General features: G+C 67.1%; 22 protein-coding genes and 1 other RNA gene. 5 read left to right on the top strand and 18 right to left on the bottom strand.

All coding sequences use genetic code 11. The features are described 5' to 3' along the window. Positions 1-37: 37 nt before the first annotated feature. Positions 38-493, top strand: a complete 456-nt coding sequence (locus tag F3I16_RS10920) for a DUF721 domain-containing protein (protein WP_160493658.1) — start codon at positions 38-40, stop codon at positions 491-493. Positions 494-556: 63 nt separating this feature from the next. Here F3I16_RS10920 and lpxC read toward each other — a convergent pair whose 3' ends face one another. From lpxC to rsmI, 18 genes are all read right to left on the bottom strand, one after another. Next, positions 557-1,468, bottom strand: coding sequence for a UDP-3-O-acyl-N-acetylglucosamine deacetylase (gene lpxC / locus F3I16_RS10915; protein ID WP_160493657.1), 912 nt, complete (start codon positions 1,466-1,468; stop codon positions 557-559). Between the two features lie 112 nt (positions 1,469-1,580). Further along, entirely contained in the window at positions 1,581-2,777 is a 1,197-nt protein-coding gene (gene ftsZ / locus F3I16_RS10910; protein ID WP_160493656.1) for a cell division protein FtsZ, read from the bottom strand. 55 nt (positions 2,778-2,832) lie between these two features. Beyond that, positions 2,833-4,080, bottom strand: coding sequence for a cell division protein FtsA (gene ftsA / locus F3I16_RS10905; RefSeq protein WP_160082373.1), 1,248 nt, complete (start codon positions 4,078-4,080; stop codon positions 2,833-2,835). Positions 4,081-4,100: 20 nt separating this feature from the next. Next, entirely contained in the window at positions 4,101-4,958 is an 858-nt protein-coding gene (locus F3I16_RS10900; RefSeq protein ID WP_160493655.1) for a cell division protein FtsQ/DivIB, read from the bottom strand. 3 nt (positions 4,959-4,961) lie between these two features. Next, entirely contained in the window at positions 4,962-5,903 is a 942-nt protein-coding gene (locus tag F3I16_RS10895) for a D-alanine--D-alanine ligase (protein ID WP_160493654.1), read from the bottom strand. Further along, positions 5,900-7,306: a UDP-N-acetylmuramate--L-alanine ligase gene (murC, locus tag F3I16_RS10890; RefSeq protein WP_218573223.1), complete on the bottom strand. Its 1,407-nt coding sequence runs from the start codon at positions 7,304-7,306 to the stop codon at positions 5,900-5,902. The genes F3I16_RS10895 and murC overlap by 4 nt, the downstream gene beginning before the upstream one ends. 34 nt (positions 7,307-7,340) lie before the next feature. Beyond that, positions 7,341-8,411 carry an undecaprenyldiphospho-muramoylpentapeptide beta-N-acetylglucosaminyltransferase gene (gene murG / locus F3I16_RS10885; protein ID WP_160493653.1) on the bottom strand — a complete coding sequence of 357 codons (1,071 nt, stop codon included), beginning with the start codon at positions 8,409-8,411 and terminating at the stop codon, positions 7,341-7,343. Then, positions 8,401-9,627 (bottom strand): putative lipid II flippase FtsW, encoded by a 1,227-nt coding sequence (ftsW, locus tag F3I16_RS10880; RefSeq protein WP_160493652.1) that lies wholly within the window; start codon positions 9,625-9,627, stop codon positions 8,401-8,403. The genes murG and ftsW overlap by 11 nt, the downstream gene beginning before the upstream one ends. Further along, positions 9,624-10,970 carry a UDP-N-acetylmuramoyl-L-alanine--D-glutamate ligase gene (gene murD / locus F3I16_RS10875; protein WP_160493651.1) on the bottom strand — a complete coding sequence of 449 codons (1,347 nt, stop codon included), beginning with the start codon at positions 10,968-10,970 and terminating at the stop codon, positions 9,624-9,626. Before murD ends, ftsW begins: the two co-directional genes overlap by 4 nt. 6 nt (positions 10,971-10,976) lie before the next feature. Next, the gene (gene mraY / locus F3I16_RS10870) at positions 10,977-12,059 is read right to left on the bottom strand and encodes a phospho-N-acetylmuramoyl-pentapeptide-transferase (protein WP_160493650.1); all 1,083 of its coding nucleotides are present in this window, start codon (positions 12,057-12,059) and stop codon (positions 10,977-10,979) included. Beyond that, a complete protein-coding gene (murF, locus tag F3I16_RS10865) occupies positions 12,060-13,427 on the bottom strand; it encodes a UDP-N-acetylmuramoyl-tripeptide--D-alanyl-D-alanine ligase (protein ID WP_160493649.1) in 1,368 nt (455 codons plus the stop codon). Then, positions 13,420-14,883, bottom strand: a complete 1,464-nt coding sequence (locus tag F3I16_RS10860) for a UDP-N-acetylmuramoyl-L-alanyl-D-glutamate--2,6-diaminopimelate ligase (protein ID WP_160493648.1) — start codon at positions 14,881-14,883, stop codon at positions 13,420-13,422. The genes murF and F3I16_RS10860 overlap by 8 nt, the downstream gene beginning before the upstream one ends. Then, positions 14,883-16,634, bottom strand: coding sequence for a peptidoglycan D,D-transpeptidase FtsI family protein (locus F3I16_RS10855; protein WP_372239615.1), 1,752 nt, complete (start codon positions 16,632-16,634; stop codon positions 14,883-14,885). The genes F3I16_RS10860 and F3I16_RS10855 overlap by 1 nt, the downstream gene beginning before the upstream one ends. Next, positions 16,631-16,924, bottom strand: a complete 294-nt coding sequence (gene ftsL / locus F3I16_RS10850; RefSeq protein WP_160488749.1) for a cell division protein FtsL — start codon at positions 16,922-16,924, stop codon at positions 16,631-16,633. Before ftsL ends, F3I16_RS10855 begins: the two co-directional genes overlap by 4 nt. Continuing rightward, positions 16,921-17,862, bottom strand: coding sequence for a 16S rRNA (cytosine(1402)-N(4))-methyltransferase RsmH (gene rsmH, locus F3I16_RS10845; protein WP_160493647.1), 942 nt, complete (start codon positions 17,860-17,862; stop codon positions 16,921-16,923). The genes ftsL and rsmH overlap by 4 nt, the downstream gene beginning before the upstream one ends. A gap of 2 nt (positions 17,863-17,864) precedes the next feature. Further along, entirely contained in the window at positions 17,865-18,320 is a 456-nt protein-coding gene (gene mraZ, locus F3I16_RS10840; RefSeq protein ID WP_160488751.1) for a division/cell wall cluster transcriptional repressor MraZ, read from the bottom strand. A 311-nt stretch (positions 18,321-18,631) separates the two neighbouring features. Further along, an RNA gene (gene rnpB / locus F3I16_RS10835) (RNase P RNA component class A) lies at positions 18,632-18,979 on the bottom strand. A gap of 40 nt (positions 18,980-19,019) precedes the next feature. Further along, complete coding sequence (gene rsmI / locus F3I16_RS10830) at positions 19,020-19,925, bottom strand: 16S rRNA (cytidine(1402)-2'-O)-methyltransferase (RefSeq protein WP_160493646.1); 906 nt, start codon at positions 19,923-19,925, stop codon at positions 19,020-19,022. Positions 19,926-20,015: 90 nt separating this feature from the next. Between rsmI and F3I16_RS10825 the strand changes: the two genes are divergently transcribed. From F3I16_RS10825 to F3I16_RS10810, 4 genes are all read left to right on the top strand, one after another. Continuing rightward, on the top strand, positions 20,016-21,833 hold the full coding sequence (locus F3I16_RS10825) for a penicillin-binding protein activator (RefSeq protein ID WP_160493645.1): 1,818 nt from the start codon (positions 20,016-20,018) through the stop codon (positions 21,831-21,833). Further along, on the top strand, positions 21,826-22,176 hold the full coding sequence (locus tag F3I16_RS10820) for a YraN family protein (protein ID WP_160493727.1): 351 nt from the start codon (positions 21,826-21,828) through the stop codon (positions 22,174-22,176). Before F3I16_RS10825 ends, F3I16_RS10820 begins: the two co-directional genes overlap by 8 nt. 156 nt (positions 22,177-22,332) lie before the next feature. Continuing rightward, on the top strand, positions 22,333-22,926 hold the full coding sequence (locus tag F3I16_RS10815) for a phosphoheptose isomerase (protein WP_160493644.1): 594 nt from the start codon (positions 22,333-22,335) through the stop codon (positions 22,924-22,926). Then, complete coding sequence (locus F3I16_RS10810; protein ID WP_160082405.1) at positions 22,923-23,456, top strand: BON domain-containing protein; 534 nt, start codon at positions 22,923-22,925, stop codon at positions 23,454-23,456. Before F3I16_RS10815 ends, F3I16_RS10810 begins: the two co-directional genes overlap by 4 nt. The last annotated feature ends 92 nt before the right edge of the window (positions 23,457-23,548 follow it).

The following is a 23,548-nucleotide window of genomic DNA, read 5'->3' as shown; positions in this document are numbered from 1 at the left end:
GCTAACATGCGGCCATGACCGTATCGACGCCCCGCCCATGACCTTCCGCCCCCTGCCCGCCAAGGCGTCTGCCGCGCTGCTGCATGCCAGCAGACCGCTGCAGGCGCTGTTCGACCAGGCCCAGCGGATTGCCCGTCTGCAGGAGCTGGTCGACGGCCAGCTGGAGCCCGCCGCCCGCGAACACTGCCGGGTCGCCAGCTGGCGCGAGGGCTGCCTGCTGCTGCTCACCAGCAACGGCCACTGGGCCACCCGCCTGCACTATCAGCAGCGCCGCCTGCAGCGCCAGCTGCAGGCGCTGCCGGAGTTCGCCGGGCTGCTGAAGATCCAGATCAAGGTGCGCCCGCCGACCGGCCAGGTCGACCATGTCGGGCGCAAGGCGGAACTTTCCAGCGCCGCCGCCGACAGCCTCAACAGCGCCGCCGAAGGCATCAGCGACCCCAGGTTGCGCGCCGCCCTCGAACGCCTGGCCAGCCACGCCAAGCCGCGCGAATAGCGGACAAAAAAATAGGCCACCCGGAGGTGGCCTAAATCAAACTAGAAGAGGGAGTGTTGCTGCTTAACCGGCTGCAACCGGTCGCATGTAGGAGATCGGGGCGTTGCTGGCGTCGTCGAAGATCACCACTTCCCAAGCGTCTTTCTGCTCGATCAGGGTACGCAGCAGACGGTTGTTCAGCGCGTGCCCGGACTTGAAGCCCTTGAACTCGCCGATCAGGCTGTTGCCCAGCAGGTAGAGGTCGCCGATGGCGTCGAGGATCTTGTGCTTGACGAACTCGTCCTCGTAACGGAGGCCGTCTTCGTTGAGCACGCGGAATTCATCGACCACGATGGCGTTGTCCACGCTGCCGCCGAGCGCCAGGTTCTGCGAACGCAGGAACTCGATGTCGCGCATGAAGCCGAAGGTGCGTGCGCGGCTGACTTCCTTGACGAAGGAGGTGCTGGAGAAATCGACGCTGGCGGTCTGGGTGCGACCCCGGAACACCGGGTGGTCGAAGTCGATCTCGAAGCTCACCTTGAAGCCGTCGAAGGGCAGGAAGGTGGCGCGCTTGTCGCCCTCTTCGACTGTCACTTCGCGCAGCACGCGGATGAACTTCTTCGGAGCGTCCTGCTCTTCCAGACCGGCGGACTGAATCAGGAATACAAAGGGACCGGCGCTGCCGTCCATGATCGGCACTTCGGATGCCGAGAGCTCGACGTAGGCGTTATCGATGCCCAGGCCTGCCATGGCCGAAAGCAAGTGCTCCACGGTATCCACCTTGACGTCACCATTGACCAGAGTGGTCGACATGGTGGTCTCACCGACATTTTCCGCGCGGGCGGGGATGTCCACGACGGGGTCGAGGTCGGTGCGACGAAACACGATACCGCTATCCACCGGAGCCGGCTTGAGGGTCAGGTATACCTTTTCCCCCGAATGCAGGCCAACGCCGGTGGCACGGATGATGTTTTTCAGGGTGCGTTGTCTGATCATGGCTTTGGCTGCTTGTGCGCTAGTTGCGAACTGTTGTCAACAATGGCCGGCGATGATAGCAGAACCGGCCTTTGCTGAACACCAATCACCTTCATACTCCTGATAAATTCCATCAATCAGCTTGGCGACGCAGGAAGGCCGGGATATCCAGATAATCCAGGTCATCCTGCGTGTTCAGCTTGGCTGCTGCGGCGGCACCGGCGTGGCTTTGACGCTGCACGGTGGGACGCTCGTAGTCCTTGTAGTTGACGCTCTGCGGTTCGGCAGCACGCGGCGCGGCGCTGATCACGGCCGCCGGCGCGACGGAAGCGGCGGCGATGGTGTTGTCGACCACCTTGACCGGCTTCTCGATGCGCGCGCCCAGGCCGGTGGCGACCACGGTCACGTGCAGCTCGTCGCGCATATCGGCATCGATCACCGCGCCGACCTTGACGGTGGCAGCCTCGGAGGCGAAGGCCTCGATGATCTCGCCGACCGCGGCGTACTCGCCGAGGGACAGATCCAGACCGGCGGTGATGTTGACCAGGATGCCGCGGGCGCCCTGCAGGTTGACGTCTTCCAGCAGCGGGTTGCGGATCGCCGCTTCGGTGGCTTCGCGAGCACGGTTCGGACCGCTGGCGCAGCCGGTGCCCATCATCGCCATGCCCATTTCGCCCATCACCGTCTTCACGTCGGCGAAGTCGACGTTCATCAGGCCCGGACGCTGCATGATGTCGGAGATGCCGCGCACGGCACCGGCCAGCACGTCGTCGGCCTTGGCGAAGGCGGACAGCAGGCTGGCGTCCTTGCCGAGGATGGTCAGCAGTTTCTCGTTGGGGATGGTGATCAGCGAGTCGACGCACTCGGACAGGGCACGGATGCCCTCGTCGGCGACCTGCATGCGCTTGCGCCCTTCGAACGGGAACGGACGGGTCACCACCGCAACGGTGAGGATGCCCATTTCCTTCGCCACTTCGGCGATGATCGGCGCCGCACCGGTACCGGTACCGCCACCCATGCCGGTGGTGATGAAGACCATGTCGGCGCCATTCAGCACTTCGGCGATGCGCTCGCGGTCCTCCAGGGCGGCCTGGCGGCCGATTTCCGGGTTGGTGCCGGCGCCCAGACCCTTGGTCACACCAGGGCCGAGCTGCAGTACGGTGCGCGCGCCGACATTCTTCAGCGCCTGCGCATCGGTGTTGGCGCAGATGAACTCGACGCCTTCGATGTTGTTTTTGACCATGTGGTTGACGGCGTTACCACCGCCGCCACCGACGCCGATCACCTTGATAACTGCGCTCTGCGGAACGTTATCTACGAGTTCGAACATTTCCCCTCTCCTTATTTTCTAGTTGTATCGCCTACAGCTAACCGCGGTGTTGCTTTCAGAAATTGCCCTGGACCCAGCGTTTCAGCCGCTCCAGTACAGGTGCCTTGGGTTCGTCGCTATACAGGCTGCTGCCAGACATGGAAATGCCGTCGGCCTGCTTCTGCAGGCCGTACATGAGCAGGCCCACGCCTGTCGAATAGATAGGATTACGCACGACGTCGGCCAGTCCCTTGACGCTGTGTGGTACGCCCAGACGCACCGGCATGTGAAAGATCTCTTCGGCCAGTTCGACGGCACCTTCCATCTTGGCGGTGCCACCGGTGAGGACGATCCCGGCAGGAATCATGTCCTCGTAGCCACTGCGCCGCAGCTCGGCCTGAATCAGGGTGAAGAGTTCGTCGTAACGGGGCTCGACAACTTCGGCCAGAGCCTGGCGGGACAGTTCCCGCGGTGGCCGGTCGCCCACACTGGGAACCTTGATGGTTTCCCCGGCACCGGCCAGTTTGGCCAGGGCGCAAGCATACCGAATCTTGATCTCCTCGGCATACTGGGTGGGGGTGCGTAATGCCATTGCAATATCATTGGTAACCTGGTCGCCAGCGATCGGAATCACCGCCGTGTGACGTATCGCACCTTCGGTGAAGATGGCGATGTCGGTGGTGCCGCCGCCGATGTCGACCAGGCACACGCCCAGTTCCTTCTCGTCGTCGGTCAGTACCGCATAGGCGGAGGCCAGTTGCTCGAGAATGATGTCGTCGACTTCCAGGCCACAGCGGCGCACGCACTTCTCGACGTTCTGCGCCGCGTTCACCGCGCAGGTGACCACATGCACCTTGGCTTCCAGGCGCACGCCGGACATGCCCAGCGGCTCGCGCACACCTTCCTGGTTATCGATCACGTAATCCTGCGGCAGGGTGTGCAGCACCCGCTGGTCGGCCGGAATGGCCACGGCCTGGGCGGCGTCGAGTACGCGCTCGAGGTCGGCCGGGCTCACTTCGCGGTCGCGGATGGCGACGATGCCGTGGCTGTTGAGGCTGCGGATATGGTTGCCGGCCACGCCGACGAAGGCCGAGTGGATGCGGCAGCCGGCCATCAGCTGGGCCTCCTCCACCGCGCGCTGGATCGACTGCACGGTGGACTCGATGTTGACCACCACGCCCTTCTTCAGGCCGCGCGACGGGTGGGTGCCGATGCCGACGATTTCCAGCTGGCCGTCCGCGGTCACCTCGCCCACCAGCGCCACCACCTTGGAGGTGCCGATATCCAGGCCGACGATCATCTTGCCGCTCTGCACGCTTGCCATGGTTCTACTTTCTCCTCGATTCACTGCACGGCGGCGGGTTCAGCCGCCGTTGGCGCCACCGGCGTGCGCCAGGCCACGGCCAGGCCGTTGGCGTAACGCAGGTCGATGCGCGCGATATTCGCGATCTGCTCTTTCAGCACCTTGTCGTAGATGGTGCTGAAGCGACGTATTTTCTCTACCAGGTGGTCGCGCCCCAGAAGGATCTCCACCCCCTGGCCGGTGCTGATGAACCAGCTGCCATGCTCGCGCAGTTCCAGGCTGACGATGGAGAAACCCAGCGGGCGCAGCATCTGGCTGAGCACCTGGTACTGCTGCATCACCTGCTGCTGGGCGCGTTGCGGGCCGGACAGCAGCGGCAGGTTCTCGTAGTGGGTCAGCTCGCGCGGGGCGAAGGCCTGGCCCTGGTTGTTGAGCAGCGCCTCGCTGCCCCAACGGGCCACCGGCAGTTGCTCCTCCAGGCGGATCGACACCTGGTCCGGCCACACCCGGCGCACTTCGGCATGGGCGATCCACGGCATGCGCTCCAGTTCGGCGCGCATGCCGGCCATGTCGACGGTGAAGAAGCTCGCTGCGATGAACGGCGCGATACGCTCCTGCACCGCCTGCTGGCTGATGTAGCTCAGCTCGCCCTGCACGCTGACCCGCGCGATCGGCCGGTCGGCATAGGGGATCAGGCGCTGGGCCAGCTCGTAGGTGGCGAAACCCAGGCCGACCAGCAGCAGCGGCCACAGCAGGCGTTTCAGGCCGCTGAAGTCCGGCTTCGGCAGGCGCGCGGACAGCGGCTCCTTGGCCACCATCCGGCTCGCGCCGCGCGCAGCCGTCGGCTGGCGCAGGGGAGCGCGGCCGATGGGTTGCGGGTGGCGGAGAGTGGCGCCCATGACTTAACCCCTGGCCTCGACGCTGTCGGCGAGAATCGCCAGCACCAGCTGTTGGAAATCCAGACCGGCGGCGCGGGCGGCCATCGGCACCAGGCTGTGGTCGGTCATGCCCGGCACGGTGTTGACCTCCAGCAGCCAGAACTTGCCGGCGGCGTCCTGCATCACGTCGGCCCGCGCCCAGCCCTGGGTGCCCACGGCCTCGCAGGCGCGCGCGGTGAGTTCCTTGAGCTCGGCTTCCTTGTCGGCCGAGAGGCCGCAGGGAATGCGGTACTGGGTGTCATTGGCCAGGTACTTGGCGTCGTAGTCATAAAAGGTATGCGGAGTACCCAGGCCGATCGGCGGCAGCACCTGGCCACGCAGCATGGCGATGGTGAATTCCGGGCCGGCGATCCACTGCTCGACCAGCACCTGCGCGTCGTACTGGCTGGCGTCGCGCCAGGCGGCGATCAAGGCCTCGACATCGGCGACCTTGGCCATGCCGATGCTGGAACCCTCGTGGGCCGGCTTGACGATCAGCGGGAAGCCCAGTTCGGCGGCCGCCGCGCGGCAATCGGCTTCCGAGGCCAGCACCGCGTGGTTCGGCGTCGGCAGGCCGAGGCTCAGCCACACGCGCTTGGTGCGCAGCTTGTCCATGGCTAGGGCGGAGGCGAGGATGCCGCTGCCGGTGTAGGGGATGCCGGCGCACTCCAGCAGGCCTTGCATGGCACCGTCTTCGCCGCCACGACCGTGCAGGACGATGAAGGCGCGGTCGATCTTCTCTCGGGTCAGGCGCGGCAACAGGTCATCGCCGACATCGATGCCGAAGGCATCCACGCCGGCCGCCTGCAGGGCCTGCAGCACGGCGGCGCCGGATTTCAGCGAGACTTCGCGCTCGGCGCTCTTGCCGCCGAACAGCACGGCGACGCGGCCGAAGGCCTTGGGATCGAGGGTGGACTGCAGACTCATTTCGACTCCCCTTCAGCCGTGAACAGCGGGTGTTTGATCAGGTGCGGGGCCACGCCGCCGATATCGCCGGCGCCCTGGCACAGGAGGATGTCGCCGGCACGCAGCAACGGCTTGATGATGGGTGCCAGGTCGGCGCCACGCTCGACATAGATGGGGTCCAGCTGGCCACGCTGGCGGATGCTGTGGCACAGGTGGCGGCTGTCGGCACCGGGAATCGGCGCTTCGCCGGCCGGGTAGACTTCCAGCAGCAGCAACACCTTGGCGTCGCCGAGAACCTGAACGAAGTCGTCGTACAGGTCGCGGGTACGGCTGTAGCGGTGCGGCTGGTAGACCATCACCAAGCGGCGCTCCGGCCAGCCACCGCGTACGGCCTTGATCACCGCGGCGACTTCGCGCGGGTGGTGGCCGTAGTCGTCGACCAGCATCACGCTGCCACCGTCCACCGGCAGCTCGCCGTAGACCTGGAAGCGCCGGCCGACGCCCTGGAAGCCGGACAGGCCGGCGACGATGGCGGCATCGTCGATGCCTTCGTCGGTGGCGATGGCGATGGTCGCCAGGGAGTTCAGGACGTTGTGGTTGCCCGGCATGTTCACCGACACGTCCAGCGGCTCGCGACCGGTGCGCAGCACGGTGAAGTGGGTCTGCATGCCCTGCTGGCGCACGTTGATCGCACGCACGTCGGCGTCCTCGGCGAAGCCGTAGGTCACGGTCGGCCGCGCCACCTGCGGCAGCAGCTCGCGCACCACCGGGTCATCAACGCAGAGCACGGCCAGGCCGTAGAACGGCAGGTTGTGCAGGAACTCGATGAAGGTCTTCTTCAGGACGTTGAAGTCGCCGCCGTAGGTGCTCATGTGGTCGGCGTCGATATTGGTGACCACCGAGACCATCGGCTGCAGGTGCAGGAAGCTGGCGTCGCTCTCGTCGGCCTCGGCGATCAGGTAGCGACTGCTGCCGAGCTGGGCGTTGGTGCCGGCGGCATTCAGGCGGCCGCCGATGACGAAGGTCGGGTCCAGGCCGCCGGCGGCGAACACCGAGGCCAGCAGGCTGGTGGTGGTGGTCTTGCCGTGGGTACCGGCCACCGCGATGCCGTGGCGGTAGCGCATCAGCTCGGCCAGCATCTCGGCACGCGGCACCACCGGGATGCGCCGCTCCAGGGCGGTGGCGACTTCCGGGTTGCTGGTGTTGATGGCGCTGGAGACCACCAGCACGTCGGCCTGCTCGGCGTTCTCCGCGCGGTGGCCGATGAAGATGATGGCGCCGAAGCTTTCCAGACGCTCGGTCACGGCCGAGGCCTTGAGGTCGGAGCCGGACACTTCGTAGCCCAGGTTGAGCAGCACCTCGGCGATGCCGCACATGCCGGCGCCGCCGATGCCGACGAAGTGGATGCGGCGGATGCGGCGCATGCGGCGGATTTCCGAACGGGCAGCGGCGGGGGATTTAGCCACGGGCCACCTCCAGGCAGGTTTCCACCACCGTGCGGGTGGCATCGGGCTTGGCCAGGCGGCGCGCAATGCGGCCCATGTCCTTGAGTTTTTCGGGGTGCATCAGAACCTCGGTCAGCTGCGCGGCCAGTTTGTCCGCGTCAGTCGCATGTTGCGGGAGCAGGAAGGCCGCGCCCTCCTTCGCCAGGTATTCGGCATTGCGCGTCTGGTGGTCGTCGATCGCGTGCGGCAGCGGCACCAGGAACGACGGCAGCCCGGCGGCGGCCAGCTCGCTGACGGTCAGCGCGCCGGCGCGGCAGATCACCAGGTCGGCCCAGGCATAGGCATGGGCCATGTCCTTGATGAACGGCGCGACCTCGGCTTCGACCGCAACTTCGCGATAACGCTCCGCGGTGATCTCGGCATGTTGCTTGCCCGCCTGGTGGAACACCTGCGGGCGCAGCTCGGCCGGCAGCTTGGCCAGCGCGGCCGGCAGCAGTTTGTTCAGCGGCTCGGCGCCCAGGCTGCCGCCCAGCACCAGCAGGCGCGGCTTGCGTTTACGCAGCGAGTCGCGCGGGGTTTCCAGGAACAGCTCCTCGCGCACCGGGTTGCCGGTGGTGCGGCGCTTGGCGCTGCCTGCGAAGGTATCCGGGAAGCCTTCGCAGACGCGGCTGGCGAACGGCACCAGGCTGCGGTTGGCGGTGCCGGCCACGGCGTTCTGTTCCTGGATGATCAGCGGCGCGCCATTGAGCCTGGCCGCCAGGCCGCCGGGGCCGGTGACATAGCCGCCCATGCCCAGCACGCAGACCGGCTGCAGCTCGCGCATGATCCGCCGCGCCTGCCACAGGGCCCGCAGCAGCTGGAACGGCGCCTTGAGCAGGGCCAGCTTGCTCTTGCCGCGCAGACCGCTGACCTGGATCAGGTGCAGCGGCAGGCCGGCGGCCGGCACCAGTTCGTTCTCGATGCCGCGCGGGGTGCCCAGCCAGTGCACGCTGTAGCCGCGCGCCTGGAACTCGCGGGCGCAGGCCAGGGCCGGGAACACATGGCCGCCGGTACCGCCGGCCATGATCAGGACATTACCGCGCATGACCGACCTCCTCGGGCTCGAAGAAATCCGCCTCGCTGAATTCCACCTCCGCGCTGCCCAGCTGGATCTGGGTGCGCCGCTCCCACTCGATGCGCAGCAGCAGCGCCAGGCTGACGCAGCAGATCACCAGGGAGCTGCCGCCGTAGCTGAGGAACGGCAGGGTCAGGCCCTTGGTCGGCAGCAGGCCGACGTTCACGCCAATATTGATCAGCACCTGGCCGATCCACAGGAACGCCAGGCCGTAGGCCACATAGGCGGAGAAGAACTGCTTGGCCTTTTCCGCCCACAGGCCGATGTACAGGGCGCGCACGCTGACGAAGACGAACAGCGCCACGGTCAGCAGCGCGCCGACCATGCCCAGTTCCTCGGCCAGCACGGCGAAGACGAAGTCGGTGTGCGCTTCCGGCAGGTAGAACTGCTTCTGGATGCTGTTGCCCAGGCCGACGCCCAGCCACTCGCCGCGGCCGAAAGCGATCAGCGCCTGGCTCAGCTGGTAGCCGGCACCGTACTGGTCGGCCCAGGGATCGACGAAGTTGGTCAGGCGCGCCAGGCGGTAGCTCTGGCTGGTCATCACCACCACGCCCAGGGCCAGCACGCCGCTGGCCAGGGGGATGAAGCGCAGCAGGTTGATGCCGCCGAGGAACAGCATGGCGATGCAGGCGCCGACCAGCACCACGGTGGCGCCGAAGTCCGGCTCGGCCAGCAGCAGCACGGCGATCGGGCCGAGGATGAACATCGGCTTGATGAACCCCATCAGGTGCTTGCGCACTTCCTCCTGACGGCGCACCAGGTAGGCGGCGATGAACATCACGGTGAACAGCTTGGCCAGCTCGGACGGCTGCAGGTTGAACAGGCCGAAGCCGATCCAGCGCTTGGCGCCGTTGACCTCGCGACCGATGCCCGGCAACAGCACCAGAATCAGCAGGACGAAGGCGATCAGCAGCAGGGTGCCGCTGAAACGCTGCCACAGGGCCATCGGGATCAGCAGGGTCATGAACCCGGCGCCCAGGCCGATGGCCAGGTAAATCAGGTGGCGGACCATGTGGTACAGCGGGTTGCCGGACAGCGCCGCGGCCACTTCCGAGGAGGCCGAGGTGATCATCACCAGGCCCAGGCCGAGCAGGGCCAGGCAGCCGGCCAGCAGCGGGAAGTCGAGGTCGATGCCGCGCTGGCTGCGCAGCGGCGACGGGGCGGCGAGCAGGTGCTCCAGCTTCATTGCAAGCCCTCCGCGGCCTGGGCGAACAGGCGCCCGCGCTCTTCGAAGTTCTTGAACATGTCCAGGCTGGCGCAGGCCGGCGACAGCAGCACGGCATCGCCGGTCTCGGCCAGGGAAGCAGCACGCTGCACGGCCTCGTCGAGGGTCGCCACGCGAACCAGCGGCGCGGCATCGCCCAGGGCTGCGGCCAGCAGTTCGGCATCGCGGCCGAGCAGCACCACGGCGCGGCAGAACCTGGCCACCGGCGCCTGCAGTGCGGAGAAGTCGGCGCCCTTGCCGTCGCCACCGGCGATCAGCACCAGCTTGCCGGCGATATCCGCGCCCAGGCCTTCGATGGCAGCCAGGGCGGCGCCGACGTTGGTGGCCTTGGAGTCGTCGTAGTAGCTCACCCCGCGCAGCTCGCGCACCCACTGGCAGCGGTGGGCCAGGCCGGCGAAGCTCTGCAGGGTCGCCAGCATCGGCGCCATCGGCAGGCCGGCGGCATGGCCGAGGGCCAGGGCCGCCAGGGCGTTGGACTGGTTGTGGGCGCCACGGATCTTCAGGACGGAGGTCGGCAGCAGGCTGTCGAACTGGAAGGCCAGGTGCTTCTCGCCGCCCTCCTCGATCAGGCCGAAGCGCTTGAAGTCGGGCTTGCCCAGGCCGAACTCCCAGCACGGCACCTGATCGGCGATCAGCGGCCGCGACAGGGCGTCGTCGCGATTGACCACCACCTGCTTGGCGCCGCGGAAGATGCGGTGCTTGGCCAGGTGGTACTGCGGCATGCCGGCGTAGCGATCCATGTGGTCTTCGCTGACGTTCAGGCAGGTGGCCACTTCAGCATTCAGCTGGTCGGTGGTCTCCAGCTGGAAGCTGGACAGTTCCAGCACGTACAGCTCGACCTCGTCATTGAGCAGGTCCAGCGCCGGGGTGCCGAGGTTGCCGCCAACCGCGACCCGCTTGCCGGCCGCCGCCGCCATCTCGCCGACCAGGGTGGTGACGGTGCTCTTGGCGTTGGAGCCGGTGATGGCGATGATCGGCGCCTTGGCATGGCGGGCAAACAGTTCGATGTCGCCGGACAGCTTGACCCCGCGCGCGGCCGCGGCCTGCAGCGCCGGGGTGGCGATGGCCAGGCCCGGGCTGACGTACAGCTCCGAGGCGCGGCAGAGGAAATCCACGTCCAGCTCGCCGCAGCGCACTTCCACCTGCGGGTAGTCGCGCTGCAGGGTCGCCAGTTCCGGCGGGTTCGCGCGGGTATCGGCCACGGCGAAGCGCACGCCCTGCTGCGCGAGGAAGCGCACCAGGGACATGCCGCTCTTGCCGAGGCCGACAACGATGCGGAACTGGTCGGAAGCGATCAGCGACACTGTCTATTACCTCAGTTTCAGGGTGGCAAGGCCAACCAGGACGAGAATTACGGTGATGATCCAGAAGCGCACGATCACCCGTGGTTCGGGCCAGCCTTTGAGTTCGAAGTGGTGGTGGATCGGCGCCATGCGGAACACGCGCTTGCCGGTCAGCTTGAAGCTGGCGACCTGGATGATCACCGACAAGGTTTCCATAACGAACACGCCGCCCATGATGAACAGCACGATTTCCTGGCGGACGATCACGGCGATGGTGCCCAGCGCGGCGCCCAGCGCGAGAGCTCCCACGTCGCCCATAAAGACCTGGGCCGGGTAGGTGTTGAACCAGAGGAAGCCGAGGCCGGCGCCGACCAGCGCGGCGCAGAACACGATCAGCTCGCCGGCGCCCGGCACGTAGGGGATCAGCAGGTAGTCGGCGAATTTGATGTTGCCCGACAGGTAGCAGAAGATCGCCAGCGCACCGGCCACCAGCACGGTCGGCAGGATGGCCAGGCCGTCGAGGCCGTCGGTCAGGTTGACCGCGTTGCTGGTGCCGACGATGACGAAGTAGGTCAGCACCACGAAGCCGACACCCAGCGGCAGGGCCACATCCTTGAGCATCGGTACGATCAGGGTGGTTTCCACCGGGCTCTGCGCGGTCATATAAAGGAAGACGGCGGCAGCCAGGCCGAACACCGACTGCCAGAAGTACTTCCAGCGGCTCGGCAGGCCGCGCGAGTTCTTCTCGATCACCTTGCGGTAGTCGTCGACCCAGCCGATGGCGCCGAACGCCAGGGTCACGGCCAGCACGGTCCACACGTAGCGGTTGGTCAGGTCGGCCCACAGCAGGGTGCTGACGGCGATGGCGGAAAGGATCAGCGCGCCACCCATGGTCGGCGTGCCCTTCTTCGACAGGTGCGACTGCGGGCCGTCGTTGCGCACCGCCTGGCCGATCTGGCGGATCTGCAGGGTGCGGATCATCCACGGACCGAGCCACAGCGACAGGGCCAGGGCGGTCAGCACCCCGAGGATCCCGCGCAGGGTCAGGTACTGGAACACACCGAAACCGGTGTAGAACTGTTGCAGGTACTCCGCCAGCAGCAGCAGCATTTAGTGAGCCTCCCCCGATGCACAGAGAGCCGCGACGACTTTTTCCATCGCCGCGCTGCGCGAACCTTTAATTAGAATGGTGGTGTCGCCCGACTCGCGGCCAAGTGCCGCGATCAGGCTGGCTTGATCGGCGAAGTGCTGTCCTTCCGTACCGAATGCCTTGACGGCATGGGCCATCAGCGGGCCCACGGCATACAGCGCGCTGACCTTGCCGGCGGCATAGGCGCCGACATCGCGATGGCCTTGCTCGGCCCACTCGCCCAACTCGCCCATATCCCCCAGCACCAGAACGGTGCGACCGGAGAAGGCGGCGAGTATATCAACGGCGGCGCACATCGAAATCGGGTTGGCGTTGTAGGTGTCGTCGATCACCCGCGCACCGTTCGTCGCCAACTGAGCAACGGCGCGGCCTTTGACCGGTTGCAGGCTTTCCAACCCGGCCTGGATCCCGACCAGCGGCACACCCAGGGCATGCGCGGCAGCGGCGGCGGCCAGGGCGTTGGCCACATTGTGCTCGCCCAGCAGGTTGAGCTGGATGCGCGCCTGGCCGGCCGGACTGTGCAGGGTGAAGGCCAGGCAGCCACGGGCGTCGCGGGCCAGCTCGGCGGCATGGAAATCGGCGCGGCTGTCGCGCAGGGCGAAACTCAGCACGCGCCGGCCACGCGCGCGCGCCTGCCAGGTGGCGAAGGCCTTGTCGTCGAGATTGAGCACGGCCACGCCATCGGCGGCCAGGCCTTCGATAATCTCGCCCTTGGCCTCGACGATCTTGTCCGGACCGCCGAACTCGCCGACATGGGCGATGCCGGCGTTGGTGATGATCGCCACCTGCGGCCGGGTCAGGCTGACGGTGTAGCCGATCTCGCCGACGTGGTTGGCGCCCAGCTCGATCACCGCGCCGACATGCTCGGGCGCCAGTTCCAGCAGGGTCAACGGCGCGCCGAGGTCGTTATTCAGGTTGCCGCGGGTGGCCAGCACCGGGCCGTGCAGGCCGGCACGCAGGATGCTGGCAAGCATTTCCTTGACCGTGGTCTTGCCGCTGGAGCCGGTCACGGCGGCCAGCGAACCGCTGTAGGCCTGGCGATTCAGGGCGCCGAGGCGACCCAGGCCGACCCGGCTGTCGCTGACGATCAGCTGCGGCAGAGCGACGCCCGCCACTTCGCGCTCGACCAGCGCGGCCACGGCGCCCTTGCCTGCCACCTCGGCCAGGTAATCGTGGCCATCGAAGTTCGGCCCGCTCAGGGCGACGAACAGCTGGCCGGCCTCGATCTTGCGGCTGTCGGTAGATACCGCGCAGAAGGCCACGTCCGCACCGTGCAGACGAGCGTGCAGGGCTGGCGCCACTTCACTGAGCAGCAGCGGCTTAAGCATGGGCAGCCTCCCAGGCCTGCAGGGCCTTGGCGGTCTCGTCCAGGTCGGAGAACGGCTGGCGCACGCCGTTGATCTCCTGGTAGTCCTCGTGGCCCTTGCCGGCCAGCACCACCACGTCGCCGGCCTGTGCGGCGGCGATCAGCCGGGCGATGGCCTGGCCACGGCCGTGGACGAACTCGACCCGCTCGGGCTGGGCGAAACCGGCGCGGATGTCCTTGATGATCTGCGCCGGGTCTTCCGTGCGCGGGTTGTCGTCGGTGACCAGCACGGCGTCGGCCAGGCGCTCGGCCACCGCGGCCATCAGCGGGCGCTTGCCGCTGTCGCGGTCGCCGCCGCAGCCGAACAGGCACAGCAGGCGGCCGGTCACGTGCGGGCGCAGGGCCTCCAGCACCTTTTCCAGGGCATCCGGGGTGTGCGCGTAGTCCACCACCACCAGCGGCAGCCGGCCGCCGCCGAAGCGCTGCATGCGCCCGACCGGGCCTTGCAGCTGCGGCAGCAGGCGCAGGATTTCGTCCAGCGGGTAGTTCAGGCCGAGCAGCGCGCCGACCACGGCCAGCAGGTTGCTCAGGTTGAAGCGCCCCAGCAGCGGGCTGCGCAGGTTGCCCTCGCCTTGCGGGGTGACCAGACGAGCACGCACGCCGTGGTCGTCGAAGCTGGCTTCGCGGCAGTAGAGGTAGGCGCTGCTGTCGTCCAGGCTGTAGCCGATCAGGCGCGATTCATGCAGCGCGGCGGCCAGCTGGCGACCGAAGGCGTCGTCCAGGTTGATCACCCGGCAACGCAGGTCCGGCCAGGCGAACAGCCGGGCCTTGGCCGCGCCGTAGGCCTCCATCGAGCCGTGATAGTCGAGGTGATCGCGCGACAGGTTGGTGAACACCGCCACGTCGAAGTCCAGCGCCGCCACGCGGCCCTGTTCCAGGCCGTGGGAGGAGACTTCCATGGCCAGGGCGCGGGCACCGGCCTGCTTGAGGTCGGCGAGGATGGCCTGCACCGCCACCGGGTCCGGGGTGGTGTGGCGACCGCTTTCCAGGGCTTCGTAGAAGCCGGTGCCGAGGGTGCCGACTATGCCGCAGCGCTCGCCGAGCAGGTCCAGGGCCTGGGCCAGCAGCTGGCTGACGCTGGTCTTGCCGTTGGTGCCGGTGACGCCGACCAGGCGCAGGGCGCGGCTCGGCTCGCCATAGAAGCGCCCGGCGATGGCCGACAGCTGGCCGAGCAGGCCCTTGATCGGCACCAGCTCGGCGCTACTGGCCGTCATCGCCGGCGCACCTTCGCTTTCATAGGCCACGGCGGCGGCACCGCGGGCCACGGCATCGGCGATATGCAGGCGGCCATCCTGGGCGGTGCCGGGCACGGCGAGGAACAGATCGCCCGGACGCACCTTGCGGCTGTCCAGGGTCAGTTCGCGGATCAAGGTGGCCGACTGGGCCTGGGGCAGCAGCTGGTTGAGTGGCATGGGCATCAGATCCGCCCTCCATGGTTACTGGCCGTCGCGGCGGTTTGCGGCGCAACGGGAGTTGGCGCGACCGGCGGCGGCAGGTTATCCGGGGTGATGTTCATCAGGCGCAGCGTGCCGCCCATGACCTTGCTGAACACCGGCGCCGAGACCAGGCCACCGAAGTAGCCGGCCTTGCTCGGCTCGTCGATGACCACGACCATGGCGATGCGCGGGTCGCTGCTCGGCGCGAAGCCGGCAAACATCGAGCGGTAGGCATTGGCCGTGTAGCCCTTGGTGCTGACACTGGCCTTGCGCGCCGTGCCGCTCTTGCCGGACACGTGGTAGCCCGGCACCTGGGCGCGGAACACCCCGCGCGGCGCCTCGATCACCTGCTGCAGCATGCCCTGCATGGTCTTGGCCACGTCTTCCGACATCACCTGCACGCCCTCGGGCACGCGATCGGCGCGGGTCATGGTCAGCGGCACGCTGCGCCCGTCGTTGGCCAGCACGGCATAGGCATGCACCAGCTGCACGGCGGTGACCGCCAGGCCGTAGCCATAGGACAGGGTGGCGGTTTCCGCCTTCGGCCACTTGCGGTGGTTGGGCAGGTTGCCGACGCGCTCGCCGGGGAAGCCCAGGCCGGTATCCTGGCCCAGGCCCAGCTGCTGCATCATGTTGTAGATGGACTCGCCGCCGATATCGAAGGCGACCTTGCTCATGCCGACGTTACTGGAGTTGATCAGGATGCCGGTCAGGTCGAGTTCGCGGCCCTGGGTCTTGGACACGTCCTTGATGGTGTAACGGCCGATCTGCAGGGAGCCGGGCCAGACTTCGACGATGTCTTCCGGCTTCCAGCGCCCGCTCTGCAGGGCCGCGCTCATCGACAACGGCTTGACCGTGGAGCCCGGCTCGAATACGTCGATCATGGCGCGGTTACGCATGGCTGCCGGTTGCAGGTTGCGCCGGTTGTTCGGGTTGTAGGTGGGCTGGTTGGCCATGGCCAGCACTTCGCCGGTCTTCACGTCCATGATCACCAGGCTGCCGGCCTTGGCGCCGTTCTCCACCAGGGCATTGCGCAGCTCGCGGTGGGCCAGGTACTGCAGGCGCAGGTCGATGGACAGCGCCAGGGTCTTGCCGGCCTTGGCGTTCTGGGTGACCTGGACATCCTTGATCAGGCGGCCGCGGCGATCCTTGAGCACCTGACGCTTGCCCGGCACACCGGCCAGCCACTCGTCGAAGGCCAATTCCATGCCTTCGCGGCCACGGTCATCGACGTCGGTGAAGCCGATCACATGGGCGGCCACTTCGCCGGCCGGGTAGAAACGGCGGAACTCTTCGATGCTGTATACGCCCGGCACTTTCAGGTCGAGGATGGCCTGCCCCTGTTCCGGGGTCAGGCCACGCACCAGGTACATGAACTCGCGCTCGCTGGCCTGCTGCAGGCGCTTGGCGAAGGCTTGCGGCTCCTGGCCCAAGGCGGCAGCCAGGTCGACCCAGCGGTTCTGCGCCTTGACCAGCTCCTTGCCATTGGCCCACAGGGTGATCACCGGCGTACTGACGGCCAGCGGCTCGCCATTGCGGTCGGTGATCAGGCCGCGGTGCGCCGGGATCGGGATGTGCCGCACGCTGCGCGCATCGCCATGGGCCTGGAGGAAATCGTGGTCGATCACGTGCAGGTCGATGATGCGCCAGGCGATGGCGCCCACCATCAGTGCCAGCAGGGCCAGCACCAGGCGGAAACGCCAGGGATAGAGGGCGCCTTCGAGACCCATCATGGCGCCACCATCTGCACTTCGGCCGCTTCCGGGATACGCATGTGCAGCTGCTCGCTGGCCAGCGTTTCGATGCGGTTGTGGGCGGTCCAGGTGCTCTGTTCGAGGATCAGCCGGCCCCACTCGGCTTGCGCCTTGTCGCGCACGCTGAGTTCGGCGTACAGGGCATTGAGCAGCTGGCGGTTCCAGTGCGCGCTGTAGGACACGGCCAGGGCCGACAGCAGCACGCCGATGAACAGCAGCAACAGCAGCAGGCTGCCGGGCGGCAACGGCTTGGCGAACAGGCGGCTCATCGCAGCTTCTCCGCCACACGCATGACGGCGCTGCGCGAGCGCGGGTTGGCCTTGAGTTCGGCCTCGGAGGCGAACTGCGGCTTGCCCAGCAGCTTGAGACGCGGCTCGAAGGCCTTGGGGATGATCGGCAGGTCGCGCGGCAGGTTGTCCGCCTCGCCCTTGGCGTGACGGCGCATGAACTGCTTGACGATGCGGTCTTCCAGCGAGTGGAAGCTGATCACCACCAGGCGCCCACCGACGGCCAGGCTTTCCAGGGCGGCATCGAGGCCCTGCTCGAGATCGCCCAGCTCGTTGTTGATGTAGATGCGCAGGCCCTGGAAGGCGCGGGTCGCCGGGTTCTTGCCCTTTTCCCAGGCAGGATTGGCCTCGGTGAGCACGGCGGCCAGGTCGGCGGTACGTTCGAACAGCTTGAGCGCGCGGCGCTCGACCACGGCACGCGCCATGCGCTTGGCGAAACGCTCTTCGCCGTATTCCTTGAAGACCCGGGCGATCTCCTCGGCGCTGGCGCTGGCGATGAACTCGGCGGCGCTGACCCCGGCATCCGGGTTCATGCGCATGTCCAGCGGGCCGTCATTGAGGAAGCTGAAGCCGCGCGCGGCATCGTCCAGCTGCGGCGAGGACACGCCGAGGTCGAGCAGGATGCCATCGACCCGGCCCGCCAGGCCGCGCTGAGCGACCTCGTCGCCCAGCTCGGCAAAGCTGCGCTGCACAACGACGAAGCGGCCGTCTTCGGCCGCCAGTGCATTTCCCGTGGCAATCGCCAGTGGGTCCTTGTCGAAACCCAACAGGCGACCGTCTGGCCCGAGCCTTTCGAGTATCAGCCGGCTGTGCCCCCCCCGCCCGAAGGTGCCATCCAGATAGCAGCCATCCGCGCGCACGGCGAGGCCGTCGACGGCTTCGTCGAGCAGCACGGTGATATGGCGAAAGCTATTGGTCATGGTCACAGGATCAGATCACGCAGGTCGTCCGGCAAAGCACCGGGTTGTTTGATGGCAGCCAGGTCGGCATCGGCAAGTGCGTTCCAGGCATCCTCGTTCCACAGTTGGAATTTGTTCAGTTGGCCAACCAGCATCGCATGCTTGTCCAGGCCGGCATGGGCGCGCAGCCGCGGCGGCACGAGGAAGCGGCCGCTGCCGTCCAGCTCGATATCCACGGCATTGCCGATCAGCAGGCGCTGCAGGCGACGGGTTTCTTCACGCAGGGAGGGCAACTCGCGGAGCTTGGCTTCGATCAGCTCCCACTCGGGCAGCGGATACACGCAGAGGCAGGGATCGACGGCATCGATGGTGACGATGAGCTGGCCGGCACAACGCGAAACGAGCTCGTCACGGTACCGGCTCGGCATCGCGAGTCGCCCTTTGGCGTCGAGACTGATGGCGTTAGCTCCGCGAAACAAGGCTGCGTTTCCCCACTGTAATTAGCTTTCCGTGCCCATACGACCCACTTCGTGCCACTTTGTGCCACTTCGGCACACTATAGGAATGCAGCACACCCAGCGTCAAGGCGCGCAAACAGGGAAAAATCCTTACAGGACGGAGATTTAGCGAACTAAGCGAGGGGTTTGGAGAGGCAAATCGAGGGTTTTTCAGAGGCGAATTTCAGCCTGTTCATGGCACTGAACTTCGAACTTAAAGTAGTTTCTTAAGAGTAAGATCTTTTCGATATTACAAATGCGGGATGCGGGGTGAAGCGGATAGAAGAGAAAAGGTGGAGAGTCGATCTGTAAGCCGGGTTCTGTCGAGGACAGTCATTCCTCTACGACGTACATCGCTGCACGCCTTTAGCAACCTACCCGGTTCCAGCGCGGGCCACGCCAATGGAACCCTATTTGGTCTTGCTCCGAGTGGGGTTTACCTAGCCACGGACTGTTGCCAGCCGTGCGGTGCGCTCTTACCGCACCTTTTCACCCTTACCGGCGCTTGCGCGCTTAGGCGGTTATTTTCTGTGGCACTTTCCGTAGGCTCACGCCTCCCAGGCATTACCTGGCACTCCGCCCTATGGAGCCCGGACTTTCCTCCCCCTTCTTGCGAAGGCAGCGACTGTCCGATCGACTCTCCGCCGCCAAGGGTAACGAGCCGAGCGCCGCAGGACAAGCTCAAGCGTCCTTTTGCCGCTCCAGCGCCGCCTGATAGAGCAGATTCTTGCGCACCCCGGTGATCTCCGCAGCCAGCGCCGCCGCGCGCTTGAGCGGCATCTCGCCGAGCAGCAGGTCGAGCACCCGCAGCGCCTCGCCGCTGATCGCCTCATCGCCTTCCGGCGCCTGCCAGCCGGCCACCAGCACCACGCACTCGCCGCGCTGCTGGTTGCTGTCGGCCGCCACCCAGTCGTGCAACTCGCCCAGCGGCAAGCCCTTGAGGGTCTCGAAGGTCTTGGTCAGTTCGCGCCCCAGCACCGCCGGCCGATCGGCGCCGAACACCTCGCGCATGTCGGCCAGGCACTCGAGGATGCGGTGCGGCGCCTCGTAGAAGATCAGCGTGCGCGGGTCTTCCGCCACCTGCTGCAGGCGCGCCTGGCGCCCGACGGTCTTGGCCGGCAGGAAACCCTCGAAGCTGAAACGATCGGACGGCAGGCCGGCGGCCGACAGGGCGGCGATCAGCGCGCAGGCGCCCGGCACCGGCACCACGCGAATCCCGGCCGCCCGCACCTGGCGCACCAGGTGATAACCCGGGTCGGAAATCAGCGGCGTGCCCGCATCGGAAATCAGTGCCACGTCCTCGCCCGCCTGCAAGCGGGTGAGGAAGCGCCCGCCCTCGTCGCGCTCGTTGTGCTCGTGGCAGGCCGCCAGTGGCGTGGCGATACCGAAATGCTGCAGCAGACGGATGGAGTGACGGGTGTCCTCGGCGGCGATCAGCGCCACCTCACGCAGGATGCGCAGGGCGCGGGCAGTGATGTCATCCAGGTTGCCGATCGGCGTGGCAACCACATACAGCGTGCCGGTGGCGGTGACAGAAGCAGCGGAAACGCTCACGGGCAACCCTCGATGACCACGGAAAGCGCGCATTGTAGCCCGTTTCGCTGCAGCGACATCGCATGGGCTGCGGGGCTTGGGTACAATCGCGCACTCATTGGATCCAGTACCAGGAACGTTTAGATGATCGCCCGCCTGCGCCCGCTTTCCGCCCTTTGCCTCGCCGGCCTGCTGGCCGCCTGCGCCAGCACCCCGTCGTCCAACCTGGGCGAGCTGCCACGCACCCCGCAAGCCAGCATCGAACAACTGCTGCAACAGGCCGCCGCCAGCGAAATGCCGGAAGAGGCCGCCCTGCTGCGCCTGTCCGCCGCCGACCTGGCCTACCAGCAGCAAGATCTGGGACGCGCCACGCGCATCCTCGACGAGATCGCCCTGGATGGCCTGAAGCCGGCCCAGCAGATCTTCGCCAGCACCCTCGCCGCCGAACTGGCCCTGGCCCGCAACAAGCCCAAGGCCGCCCTCCAGGCCCTCAGCCACCCGAGCATGCAGCGCCTCGGCGAACTGCCGGTCGAGCAGCAGGTGCGCACTCAGCTGGTCCGCGCCCGCGCCCTGGAGGCCGACGGCCAGCCCCTCGCCGCCGCCCGCGAACGCGTGTACATCGCCCCGCTGCTCGATGGCGGCGCGGCCGCCAGCAACCACGAAGCAATCTGGGCCCTGGTCGCCAGCCTGCCGCAGAGCCAGCTGCAGTCCTCCGGCGATAGCGACCTGGATGGCTGGCTGAGCCTGGCCCTGGCCACCAAGAGCGCCGGCACCCCGGATCAGCAGTTGGCCGCCATCGACGCCTGGCGCCAGCAGCATCCGCAACACCCGGCCGCGCAACAGCTGCCGCAGGCCCTGGACAAGCTGAAGAGCCTGGCCGGCCAGCCGCTGCAGAAGGTCGCCCTGCTGCTGCCCCAGGAGGGCCAGCTGGCCGCGGTCGCCCGCGCCTTGCGCGACGGCTTCATGGCTGCCCACTACCAGGCCCAGCAGGCCGGCCAGAACCCGCCGGAAGTGCTGCTCTACGACAGCTCGCGCCTCGCCTCGCTGGATGACTTCTACCGCCAGGCCCAGGCCGACGGCGCGCAACTGGTGATCGGCCCGCTGGAGAAGCCGCTGGTCAAGCAGCTCAGCGAGCGCCCGCAGCTACCGATCACCACCCTGGCCCTGAACTACAGCGACGCCGGCCGCGAAGCGCCGGCGCAGCTGTTCCAGTTCGGCCTGGCCGCCGAAGACGAAGCCCGCGAAGTGGCCCGGCGCGCCTGGGCCGACGGCATGCGCCGCGCGGTAGCCCTGGTGCCCAGCGGCGAATGGGGCAACCGCGTGCTGGCCGCCTTCCAGCAGAGCTGGCAGGCCGCCGGCGGCACCCTGATCGCCGCCGAGCACGTCGACCAGCCGGTACAGCTGGCCCAGCAGATCGCCGACCTGTTCCAGCTGCGCGAAAGCGAAGCGCGCGCCAAGCGCCTGCAGAGCACCCTCGGCGGCGCCATCGCCGCCGTGCCGGCGCGCCGCCAGGACGTCGACTTCATCTTCCTCGCCGCCACCCCGCAGCAGGCCCAGCAGATCAAGCCGACCCTGGCCTTCCAGTACGCCGGCGACGTGCCGGTGTACGCCACCTCACACCTGTATGCCGGCGGGCAGAATCCGAGCCAGTACCAGGACCTGGAAGGCATCCGCTTCTGCGAAACCCCCTGGCTGCTGGATGCCAATGACCCGCTGCGCCAGCAGGTCGACGGTCAATGGCCGCAGGCCGCCGGCAGCCTCGGTCGCCTGTACGCCATGGGTGTCGACGCCTACCGCCTGGCGCCGCGCCTGAGCCAGCTGCAGGCCATGCCCGACAGCCGGGTCGAAGGCCTGTCCGGCAACCTCAGCCTGAACAGCGCCCAGCGCATCGAACGCCAGCTGCCCTGGGCCGAGTTCCACGACGGCCAGGTCCAGCGCCTGTCGGACAGCGGCAATCAGTAAGCCGAGCGACAGCGGTCGCGCCGCCGAAACCCAGGCGCGCGACCACCTGCTGCGCCACGGCCTGCGCCTGCTGGCGCAGAACTGGCGCTGCCGCGGCGGCGAGCTCGATCTGGTCATGCTCGACGGCGATACAGTAGTATTCGTCGAAGTCCGCTATCGCCGGCATGCCGCCTGGGGCGGCGCCCTGGAAAGCGTCGACTCGCGCAAGCAGCAACGCCTGATCCACGCCGCCCAGCACTTCCTACAGCAGGAAAGCCGCTGGGCCAGGCAACCCTGCCGCTTCGACGTGATCGCCCTCGCCCCCACGCAACTGGACTGGCTAAAGAACGCTTTTGAGGCCTGAATCGACCCGATCAACGCTTTCTAGTCGACCCGCACCGGGCAAGTCGGGTAAAAAGCCGGACAGCACGCCAGATGCGAGTCGTTATAATTCGCCACGCCTTATGGCACTCCCTCACCGTAGAGGCTGACCCAGCCCGTACACCGAAGGTCTTATCCGATGGACATGCAATCCCGAATCCGCCAGATGTTCCAGGCCAGCATCGACACCAAGCAGCAGGCCATGGAAGTGCTGGTACCGTTCATCGAGCATGGCAGCCAGGTGATGGTCAACGCCCTGCTCAACGAGGGCAAGATTCTCAGCTGCGGCAACGGCGGTTCCGCCGGCGATGCCCAGCACTTCTCCTCCGAGCTGCTCAACCGCTTCGAGCGCGAACGCCCGAGCCTGCCGGCCATCGCCCTGACCACCGACAGCTCGACCATCACCTCGATCGCCAACGACTACAGCTACAACGAGGTGTTCTCCAAGCAGATCCGCGCCCTCGGCCAGCCCGGCGACGTGCTGCTGGCGATTTCCACCAGCGGCAACTCGGCCAACGTGATTCAGGCCATCCAGGCCGCACATGACCGCGAAATGATTGTCGTAGCTCTGACCGGGCGCGACGGCGGCGGCATGGCCTCGCTGCTGCTGCCGGAAGACGTGGAAATTCGCGTGCCTTCCAAGGTCACCGCACGCATCCAGGAAGTGCACCTGCTGGCTATCCATTGCCTGTGCGACCTGATCGACCGCCAACTGTTCGGGAGTGAAGAATGACCCGCAATCCGCTGATTCTTGCCACCCTCGCCCTCAGCCTGCTGCTGGGCGCCTGTAGCAACCGCAGCATCGGCAACAAGATCGACGACCAGTTCCTCGGCCCGGACGTCAGCTCGGCCGTGTCGCGCGCGCACCCGGACCTGACCAGCCCGACCTCGCACGTGGTGGTCACCAGCTACAACGGGGTGATCCTGCTGGCCGGCCAGACCCCGCGCGCCGAGCTCAAGGACAAGGCCGCCCAGGCGGCACGCAATGTCCAGGGCGTGACCAAGATCCACAACGAACTGCAGGTGCTGCAGCCGACATCGGCCCTGGCCCGCAGCAACGATGCACTGATGACCTCGAAGATCAAGACCCTGATGCTGGCCGACAGCACGGTACCCAGCGCCAAGGTCAAGGTGATCACCGAGAACGGCATCGTCTACCTGATGGGCCTGGTGACCCGCGCCGAAGGCGCCAGCGCCGGCAACGTGGTCGCCGGCGTATCCGGCGTGCAGAAGATCGTCAAGCTGTTCCAGTACACCAACTGAGGCAGCCCGCTGCACCTGGCTCGCGGCCGAAGCCGCCGCCACGAACTGCGCAAGCGCAGGCCGGCATAGAAACGACAAGGGCGCCCTAGGCG

The sequence above is a fragment of the Pseudomonas sp. L-22-4S-12 genome, assembly GCF_009799935.1.
Lineage (GTDB): Bacteria > Pseudomonadota > Gammaproteobacteria > Pseudomonadales > Pseudomonadaceae > Aquipseudomonas.
Note: the sequence above shows the minus strand (reverse complement) of the source record. Positions and strands in the feature narration are given on the sequence as shown.

Coding starts and splice junctions, on each gene's coding strand:
- F3I16_RS10920 (WP_160493658.1), top strand. CDS start 38: ATGACCTTCCGCCCCCTGCCCGCCAAGGCGTCTGCCGCGCTGCTGCAT.
- lpxC (WP_160493657.1), bottom strand. CDS start 1,468: ATGATCAGACAACGCACCCTGAAAAACATCATCCGTGCCACCGGCGTT.
- ftsZ (WP_160493656.1), bottom strand. CDS start 2,777: ATGTTCGAACTCGTAGATAACGTTCCGCAGAGCGCAGTTATCAAGGTG.
- ftsA (WP_160082373.1), bottom strand. CDS start 4,080: ATGGCAAGCGTGCAGAGCGGCAAGATGATCGTCGGCCTGGATATCGGC.
- F3I16_RS10900 (WP_160493655.1), bottom strand. CDS start 4,958: ATGGGCGCCACTCTCCGCCACCCGCAACCCATCGGCCGCGCTCCCCTG.
- F3I16_RS10895 (WP_160493654.1), bottom strand. CDS start 5,903: ATGAGTCTGCAGTCCACCCTCGATCCCAAGGCCTTCGGCCGCGTCGCC.
- murC (WP_218573223.1), bottom strand. CDS start 7,306: ATGCGCCGCATCCGCCGCATCCACTTCGTCGGCATCGGCGGCGCCGGC.
- murG (WP_160493653.1), bottom strand. CDS start 8,411: ATGCGCGGTAATGTCCTGATCATGGCCGGCGGTACCGGCGGCCATGTG.
- ftsW (WP_160493652.1), bottom strand. CDS start 9,627: ATGAAGCTGGAGCACCTGCTCGCCGCCCCGTCGCCGCTGCGCAGCCAG.
- mraY (WP_160493650.1), bottom strand. CDS start 12,059: ATGCTGCTGCTGCTGGCGGAGTACCTGCAACAGTTCTACACCGGTTTC.
- murF (WP_160493649.1), bottom strand. CDS start 13,427: ATGCTTAAGCCGCTGCTGCTCAGTGAAGTGGCGCCAGCCCTGCACGCT.
- F3I16_RS10860 (WP_160493648.1), bottom strand. CDS start 14,883: ATGCCCATGCCACTCAACCAGCTGCTGCCCCAGGCCCAGTCGGCCACC.
- F3I16_RS10855 (WP_372239615.1), bottom strand. CDS start 16,634: ATGATGGGTCTCGAAGGCGCCCTCTATCCCTGGCGTTTCCGCCTGGTG.
- ftsL (WP_160488749.1), bottom strand. CDS start 16,924: ATGAGCCGCCTGTTCGCCAAGCCGTTGCCGCCCGGCAGCCTGCTGCTG.
- rsmH (WP_160493647.1), bottom strand. CDS start 17,862: ATGACCAATAGCTTTCGCCATATCACCGTGCTGCTCGACGAAGCCGTC.
- rsmI (WP_160493646.1), bottom strand. CDS start 19,925: ATGCGCGCTTTCCGTGGTCATCGAGGGTTGCCCGTGAGCGTTTCCGCT.
- F3I16_RS10825 (WP_160493645.1), top strand. CDS start 20,016: ATGATCGCCCGCCTGCGCCCGCTTTCCGCCCTTTGCCTCGCCGGCCTG.
- F3I16_RS10815 (WP_160493644.1), top strand. CDS start 22,333: ATGGACATGCAATCCCGAATCCGCCAGATGTTCCAGGCCAGCATCGAC.
- F3I16_RS10810 (WP_160082405.1), top strand. CDS start 22,923: ATGACCCGCAATCCGCTGATTCTTGCCACCCTCGCCCTCAGCCTGCTG.